Genomic DNA, 7,519 nt, shown 5'->3' with positions numbered 1-7,519 from the left:
GACGTAGGGATCCCGGGCGATCGCCACCGGCAACTCTGAGCTGTCGATGCTGTCCAGGCGGGGATCGTAGGCGGTGACCTGCGCGCCGGCCCGGTGCAGCACTGTGCAGATCGCGACCGCGGGCGAGTCGCGGACGTCGCTGGTGCCGGCCTTGAACGTCAAGCCGAGCGCGGTGATCGTCAGTTCGTCGAGCGGACGGCGCAGCAAACGCCGCAGTGTGGCGGCGATCCGCTCGGCCTGTGCGACGTTCGTGCACCGCGCCGACTCCACCTCACGCAGCGCAACATCGTGCGCGCGGCCGGTGTGCACCAGCGCGGCGGTGTCCTTCGGCAGGCACGAACCGCCCCAGCCTGGGCCCGGCGCCAGGAACTGCCCGCCGATGCGCTCGTCGGCGCCCATGCAGCCGGTGACATCGGCGATGTCGGCGCCGACGCGGCCGCACAACTCGGCCAGCGAGTTGACGAACGACAGCTTGACCGCCAGAAACGCGTTGCTGGCGTACTTGGCCAGCTCGGCGCTTTCCAGGCTCATCCGCAACACCGTGTCGGTGTCCCCGGCGTACAACTCGGCGACTCGTGCAGCGCCGTCATGGTGCCGCGCCTCGTCTTGGGCGCCGACCACCACGCGCTCGGGGTGGCAGAAGTCATGCACGGCATGGCCTTCGCGCAGGAATTCCGGATTGGCGACAGTCTCGATGGCGCGGGCCCCGAGTAATTCGCTGAGCCGGCGGCAGGTGCCCACGGGGACAGTCGATTTCACCGCGACCACCGAGCCGGGACGCAGCACGTCGGCCAGTTGCGCCACCGCGCGCTCGACCGCGCGCAGATCGGCACCGCCGTCCTCGTTCGTGGGCGTCGGAACGCAGACGAACGCGACGTCGCGATCCTGCAGACCGTCGTAATGACAGGTGAAGCGCAGGTTGCCGCGCCGCAGGCCGCTGCACAACAGCTCACCGAGGTCCGGTTCGTCGATCACCGACCGGCCCCGGCGCAACTGGTCGACGCGGACCGGATCGTTGTCGACGCACACGGTGTCGATTCCCTTGGCTGCCAGGCAAACGGCCGTCGTCAGGCCGACGTAGCCGGCGCCAACGACTCCTACTTTGATGCGCTTCGCGGCAGCGCTGGCAGGCCGGATGCTCATGCGCACTCCGCGAGCAGTTGGCGGGTGGCGTCGATCACCCGCGACGGTGTGATCAACAGCAGCCCGGGGTGCGGGCGGTCGCCATGCGGATCACCGCAGTCACCGGCCCATACCGTGATGTGCCGTCCCGCTCCGCGCGGTCCCCACCGGCTGGGCGGTGTGGGCCCGAACAGCAGCACCGAGGGTGTCCCGGTAGCGGTGGCGATGTGGCCGACCCCGGTGTCCCCGCACACCAGCAGCTGGCAGTCGCTGATCAGTGCCACCATGCCCAGCACGTCGAGTTGTCCGGCCAGCACCGCGGATTGGTCCAGACCAGCTTGTGTAGCAACGCTTTCCGCGAGGGGTCTTTCGGCGGCCGATCCGGTGACGACGACGCGATGCCCGGCGGCGATGAGCGCCGCGGCCACGGTCGCGAACCGGTCGGCAGGCCAGCGGCGTGAGGGTGCCGCCGCTCCTGGGTGGATGACGACGACACCGTCGCGGCGCGGGTATCCATCCGGTCGCCCGATCGCCAAATCCTCCGGGTCGCAAGCGATACCCGCGGCCCCCAGCAGCGCACACCAGCGGTCGACTTCGTGAATTTCGGCACGCCACGGCGGCCCGACCACCGACGGGCATCGCGGATTGCGGTGCGATATCAGCGCTTTCGGTTTTGTGCTCAGCAGGTCGGCGATGCTTTCCGGGCCGCGGCCATGCAGGTTGACCGCCACATCGGGCGGCGGCCCGGACCAGCGCAGCTCGCCGAGTCCCGCGGTGGGCAGCACCCCGTCGACGGCGCCGCTGAATATCGCCAGCGGGCCCAACGGCTTTGGCGTGGCCAGCACGATGTGGGCCGACGGGTACGCCCGGCGCAGCCCGCGCAGCGCCGGCATGCCGGTGAGCAGGTCGCCCAGGCCGAGTGCCCGCAGCACCAGCACCGTGCCGGCCGCGGTTGTCAAGGCCACGACGACTCCTCCGACGAGCACACCACCATTTCGCGGATCTCACTGCCCGGTGGCTGGCTCAGCGCGAATACGACTGTCTCGGCGACGTTGTCGGGGTCGTTGAGCTTAGCGTCCGGCGGCGGCTTGTACTGTTCGTCGCGGTTGTCGAAGAACGGGGTGCGCATGCCCCCGGGGATCAGCAGCGTCACGCCGACGGTTCCGGCCAGTTCGGCGGCCAGTGCCCGGGTGAAACCGACCACGCCGAATTTCGAGGCGCAGTAGGCGGTGGCGTCGCTGACCGCCTTGATCCCGAGCGTCGATGCGCATGTGACGACGCGTCCGTGCGTGGCTTTCAGGTAGGGCAGTGCGGCTCTGATCACCGCGGCGGTGCCGAGCAGGTTGACGTGCACCACCCGTTCCCACTCTTTGGCCGATACCTTGTCCAGCGGGCCGCAGCTGTCGATGCCGGCGGGTGTGAACACACCGTGCAGTTGCCCGTCGACGGCGTCGGCTAATTCACGTACGGCGTCGTCGACGCTTGCGGTGTCGGCAAGGTCGGCACTCGCATAGCGCACACCGCCTTGTGGTTCGGCGATGTCAATCACCAGCGGTGTACCGCCGTGGCGTTGCACGGCCCGAACCGTGGCCGCACCCAGGCCTGACGCCCCGCCGGCGACCAAAACGTTGCCCAGTGTCATTGTCAGCCTTTCCTTTTCGGCCCGTGTCGCTCAGTGGGCCGCGGCGATGAGCTTCGACGACGAATACCCGGGCACGGTGGGCAGCAGCACGACTTCGCCGCCGTGCCGGTGCACCACATCGGCCTCGGGCAGCTCGACGCCGGTGTAGTCGCCACCCTTTACCCAGATGTCCGGCTGCAACCGCTCCAGTGCCGCCGCCGGTGAGGTCTCGTGGAAGATTGCCACCCCGTCGACGCAGCCCAGCGCGGCCAGCACCCGGGCGCGGTCCTCGGCCGGTACCACAGGACGGCCGGCACCCTTGATGGCCCGCACCGACTCGTCGGCGTTGATGAGCACCACCAGCGCATCGCCCAAATCCCGGGCGCGGCGCAGCAATCGCACGTGGCCGGTGTGCAGCAGGTCGAAGCAGCCGCCGGTGGCCACCACTGTGCCGCCGCGGCGCCGCACTCGTTCGGCCAGCGCCAGCACGGCGTCCATTCCCGTCACTGCGCCGGTCGGCGCGGACAGATCGGGCATCGGCATCACGCTGGACACCCCGGCGGCACCGCCGGCTGCGACGAACCGTGAGGCGGCGTCCACCGCGGCGGTGGCCGCGGCCAGCGGATCGGCACCGTCGGCCAGCGCGGTCGCAGCGGCCACCGCGAAACGGTCACCAGCACCGCAGGTGTCGCTGCGTCCGCTGCCGACGGTGTCCGGCGGGACAATGTGGTGCCCGGCGTGGCGGCGGTCGGCGAACATCGCTCCACGTGCCCCGAGCGTCACGCTGACCGCACGCGCCCCCCACTGGACGCGCAGCGCACCGGCCAGCTGGCCAGGGCTGCACGTTCTGGTCGAAAATTGCTTAGCCTCAGCCTGATTGGGTGTGACCAGCGTGCAGCCACGGATCGGCTTGGGGCCGCGGGGGTGTGGATCCCAGACCACAGGGAGACTGGCCGCCGCGGCCTTGATCATTGCGCGCAGCTGCGGGTGCGCGGCGACGCCGCGGCCGTAGTCGGCAACGCAGATCGCCGTCGCCTCCTGCAAGACCGCCGCCACCTCCGGCGGGATGGCGTCGTTGGCCGCGTACCCGTCGCCGTGGTCGACGCGAACGACCGATTGGCCGCCCGCCCGGATCCGGATCTTGGTGGCGGTGCTGCCGGAGAGCGGAATCCCGACGACCCGGATGCCCGGGTAGTCGGCGGCGAACAGCCCGGCCAGTGTACGGCCGGTCGGATCGGCGGCGGTCGCGGTCACCAGCACCACCTCGGGGTGCACCCGGGCGGCCAGCACTGCGGCCAGTCCGGCACCACCGGGTCGCTGCCAGATCCGCTCCGGCTCCACCACGGGAACCGGCGCCTCCGGCGAGAGTCGGCTAGCCGAACCCTCCACGTCGATGTCGAGTATCGAATCGCCAATGATCACAAGCGGTTTCATATGGCTTTGCTCCTCGGACCCAGCAGCACGTCGTCGAGCGCCATGCACAAGCCGTGCACGAGCACCAGATGGATCTCCTGCACGGTGGCCGTCGAATCGGCGTCCACGCAGATCGCGTCGTCGCTCATGGCCAGCAGCGGATTCGGCGCCGGACCGGTCAACGCCCACGTGGTCACCCCGATCTCCTGCGCCGCCTTGACCGCGGCGAGCACGTTGGGGCTGGTGCCACTGGTGGACAATGCGACCAGCACATCGCCGGGCCGGCCGTGTGCCCGCACGCCGCGGGCGAACATCTCCTCAGGACCGTAGTCGTTGACGATCGCCGTCGACGCTGAGGTGTCGGCGTGTAAAGCGATGGCAGACAACGGGTCTCGTTCGTTTTTGAAGCGGCCGACAAGTTCGGCGGTGAGATGTTGAGCTTCGGCCGCGCTGCCACCGTTGCCGCATGCCAGCAGGCGACCACCACCGGTGAGCACGCCCGCCAGATGCGCGCCCCAGTCGGACAATTGCGCGGCGGCGGGGCGCACCCGCGCCACCGCGGCCACCAGATCGGCAAAGTGACGTTCGATCATGCTGCACCTCGACTCGCTACCTCAGCGACCGCCGCGACGACATCCTGCGCGCTGATTCCGTCCAGGCAGGGATGCCCGGCAACCGGGCAATCGCGCGCCCGCGTGCCCCGGCACGGGGCATCCTGGTCACCCAGCACCGCCACCGTCGTCCCGTACGGCAGCCAGCGCGCGGCCGGAACCACGGGCGCGAACAGTGACACCACCGGCGCCCCGACCGCCGCCGCCAAGTGCGCGGGACCGGTATTCGGCGCTACCACGGCGCGGGCGCCGGCGAACACCGCACCGAGTTCGGCCAGTGTGGTCTGCCCGGCCAAATCCAGTGCCACCTCTCCTGCCACCTGCGCGGTCAGTTCCCGCTCGGCCTGGGCGCCGGTGACGACGACTCGGTGGCCGGCCGATGCGAGCGCGTGAACGATCTCCGCGCACTTGGGCACGGACGGGCGTCGCGCCGGAACCGCGGCGGCCGGATGAAAAGCCACATAGTCATGCGCGTTCAGTGCAGCGCGCAGCGCCGGGGCGAGTTGCGGCAGGCGTTTGACCCGCAACCGGCCGTCGTCGCCGACGGGCAGTCGATAGCCGGCGGCTTCGGCGAGTGACAACGCCCGCAGCGGTTCGGGGATGTCGTCGTCGACGTGGTGGCGCAGGTCCAGCAGTTTGCCCGGGTAGTCGTCGCATATCGCGCCGATCCACTGCGCGCCGGCCATCCGGCAGATGAGCGCCAGCGGCAGCGGGGATTGGTGAAACGACGTGAAAATCAGCACAGTATCTGGCTTCTCGGCGGCGATCGTGTCGACCAGCGACGCCACCGCCTCGGCGGTAACCGGCGGCGCGTCGAAGTCCACCCAGGCCGCCGCCCACTCGACGACCCGGTCGACGCCGGGCAGCATGCGGGCGGCCTCGCTGCCGCGGGGACCGGCCAGGAACACCACCCGGTCGTGGGCGGCCGCGACGGCGCGCACCGCCGGGCCGGTGACCAGCACATCACCCATGCTGTCCAGCCTGGCCACCGTGGCGGTTCTCATCAGCGCCGCTCCTCCTCATCGCTTCGCTCTGCATCGTCGCGACGCGTCATCGAAACCCCTTGAGCACCAACGAGACCGCCTCGTCGAGTGAGTTGGCGACGTAAGCGTTGGCGTGGGCGTCAGTGATCTCCGATCGCCGCGTTCGCTGGGTCGGCACCAGGATCGCCTTCGCTTGCGCCGCACGCGCGGCAGCGACGTCGCCGCCGGTGTCGCCAATCACCACGCATCGGTCGGGGTGCACCCCGAGCGCGTCGGCAGCCGCAATCACCATGCCCGGCTGGGGTTTTCGGCACGCACACCCATTGTCGTGGACACAGATCTGCCAGCAGTCGAACCGGCCGAATACTTCCTCCACCCTGGCGTTCACCGCGGCCAATTGGTCGCGGCTGATCAGGCCCTTGGCCACCCCGGACTGGTTGGTCACCACAGCCAACAGCAGACCGTGTTTGCGCAGCCGGCCCAGGGCCCGCCGCGCGGTCGGCATCGGCACCACGCCGTCGGGATCGTTGAGATACGGCCCGTCCTTGATCAGCGTGTCATCGCGGTCCAGCAGCACCGCCAACGGCGGCTCCGGTGTAGCGTTGCAGAAAACCCAGGTACCCCAGGTCCTTTGGGCAACGGCGACTGGAGGGATGAGCACACTCGAGGCCGCCATCGCGGCCACCTCCCGGGCCCTGCGCGGGCCGGCGGCAATGCGGCGCAGCGCGAACTCGACGGTCAGGCCGAGCCAGCACAACGCGCCGATGCTCGCCACCCGGCGCAGCCGGGCTAACGCACCGGCCACCGCGACCAGCGCCGCGCCGGTGGTCACTAGGTGGATCGGCAGCCGGCCGCGGCCCTCACCGATCGCGCGTCGCCAGTTTCGGCCGTGCTTGCGACGCATCAGCGCGTCGTCGCGGTTGCCGCGCTGCGCGCGCACGCTGCTGCGCACCGAGGGCTGTGTTGCGGCGACCGGGTGCTCGGTCTGCCGTGCCCCCTGGGTGATCCGTCCGCCCGCCCGGGTCAGGCGCAGCGCGATGTCGGCGTCTTCGCGGTAGGCGCGGGGAAACCGTTCGTCGAAGCCGCCGCAGCGAACCAGCGCCGAGCGCCGGTAGGCCATATCGGCGGTGATCCATCGCGCGTTCGCCAACCCGAGCGTGCGCCGCTCGTCGTCGGTCGGGCGCCGCCCCGTTGGCGCGGGAACAGTGATCGTGCCTTGCGAGCCAACCACCGAGTCGTCGGCCTCATCCAGGTCGCTTACCAGTTGGGCGCACCAGTTCGGGCCGGGCACCACGTCGTCGTCGAGAAAGCAGATCCACTCGGCAGTGCTGTGTCGCCAGCCGACGTTGCGGGCCGCCGCCGGGCCGCGGCCACCGGAGCGCAGCACGGTGATGGGCAGTTCGGTAGGCGGCATTTCCACCGGCTGCGCCGGAAAGCGCCTGTCGTCGACCACGACCACCGCCGCCGGTCGCGGGCCGGCCGCGGCGTCCAGCGCGGCAAGCAGGCGCCCCAACGACGGGCGACCGATCGTCGGGATCACCACGGCGTAGCGCACACTCATTGGTTGTGCCGCCGAATCATGAACGGGCCCAACGCCAAGACGTCCAGCGGCGCACTGCCGAAGCACTCCAGTGCATCTCGCGGGCTGTCGACCATCGGCCGCCCGGCGGTGTTGAAGCTGGTGTTGACCACCACGGGCACTCCGGTTTTCGCGGCGAACGCGGCGATCATGCGCCGCAGCAGCGGCGTGTTCTCGTCCACGGTCTGGA

General features: G+C 70.3%; 8 protein-coding genes. All 8 read right to left on the bottom strand.

The annotated features are described in order from the left end of the window. On the bottom strand, window positions 1–1,143 hold a 1,143-nt coding region (locus VFA16_RS15515; protein WP_324968679.1), incomplete at its 3' end, for a UDP-glucose dehydrogenase family protein. Further along, window positions 1,140–2,087: a glycosyltransferase family 9 protein gene (locus VFA16_RS15510; protein WP_324968678.1), complete on the bottom strand. Its 948-nt coding sequence runs from the start codon at window positions 2,085–2,087 to the stop codon at window positions 1,140–1,142. The genes VFA16_RS15510 and VFA16_RS15515, both read right to left, overlap by 4 nt. Beyond that, window positions 2,078–2,764 carry an SDR family oxidoreductase gene (locus tag VFA16_RS15505; RefSeq protein ID WP_324968677.1) on the bottom strand — a complete coding sequence of 229 codons (687 nt, stop codon included), beginning with the start codon at window positions 2,762–2,764 and terminating at the stop codon, window positions 2,078–2,080. The genes VFA16_RS15510 and VFA16_RS15505 overlap by 10 nt, the downstream gene beginning before the upstream one ends. A gap of 30 nt (window positions 2,765–2,794) precedes the next feature. Next, window positions 2,795–4,177, bottom strand: coding sequence for a PfkB family carbohydrate kinase (locus VFA16_RS15500; RefSeq protein WP_324968676.1), 1,383 nt, complete (start codon window positions 4,175–4,177; stop codon window positions 2,795–2,797). Then, window positions 4,174–4,749 (bottom strand): SIS domain-containing protein, encoded by a 576-nt coding sequence (locus tag VFA16_RS15495; RefSeq protein WP_324968675.1) that lies wholly within the window; start codon window positions 4,747–4,749, stop codon window positions 4,174–4,176. Before VFA16_RS15495 ends, VFA16_RS15500 begins: the two co-directional genes overlap by 4 nt. Further along, a complete protein-coding gene (locus VFA16_RS15490) occupies window positions 4,746–5,771 on the bottom strand; it encodes a glycosyltransferase family 9 protein (protein ID WP_324968674.1) in 1,026 nt (341 codons plus the stop codon). The genes VFA16_RS15495 and VFA16_RS15490 overlap by 4 nt, the downstream gene beginning before the upstream one ends. A 46-nt stretch (window positions 5,772–5,817) precedes the next feature. After that, the gene (locus VFA16_RS15485; protein ID WP_324968673.1) at window positions 5,818–7,311 is read right to left on the bottom strand and encodes an HAD-IIIA family hydrolase; all 1,494 of its coding nucleotides are present in this window, start codon (window positions 7,309–7,311) and stop codon (window positions 5,818–5,820) included. Continuing rightward, a partial coding sequence (locus VFA16_RS15480; RefSeq protein ID WP_324968672.1) for a carbamoyltransferase C-terminal domain-containing protein occupies window positions 7,308–7,519 on the bottom strand: 212 nt, incomplete at its 5' end. The genes VFA16_RS15485 and VFA16_RS15480, both read right to left, overlap by 4 nt.

Origin of the sequence: Mycobacterium sp., from assembly GCF_035653355.1 — a bacterium.
In the GTDB taxonomy this organism is placed as follows: Bacteria; Actinomycetota; Actinomycetes; order Mycobacteriales; family Mycobacteriaceae; genus Mycobacterium.
Note: the sequence above shows the minus strand (reverse complement) of the source record. Positions and strands in the feature narration are given on the sequence as shown.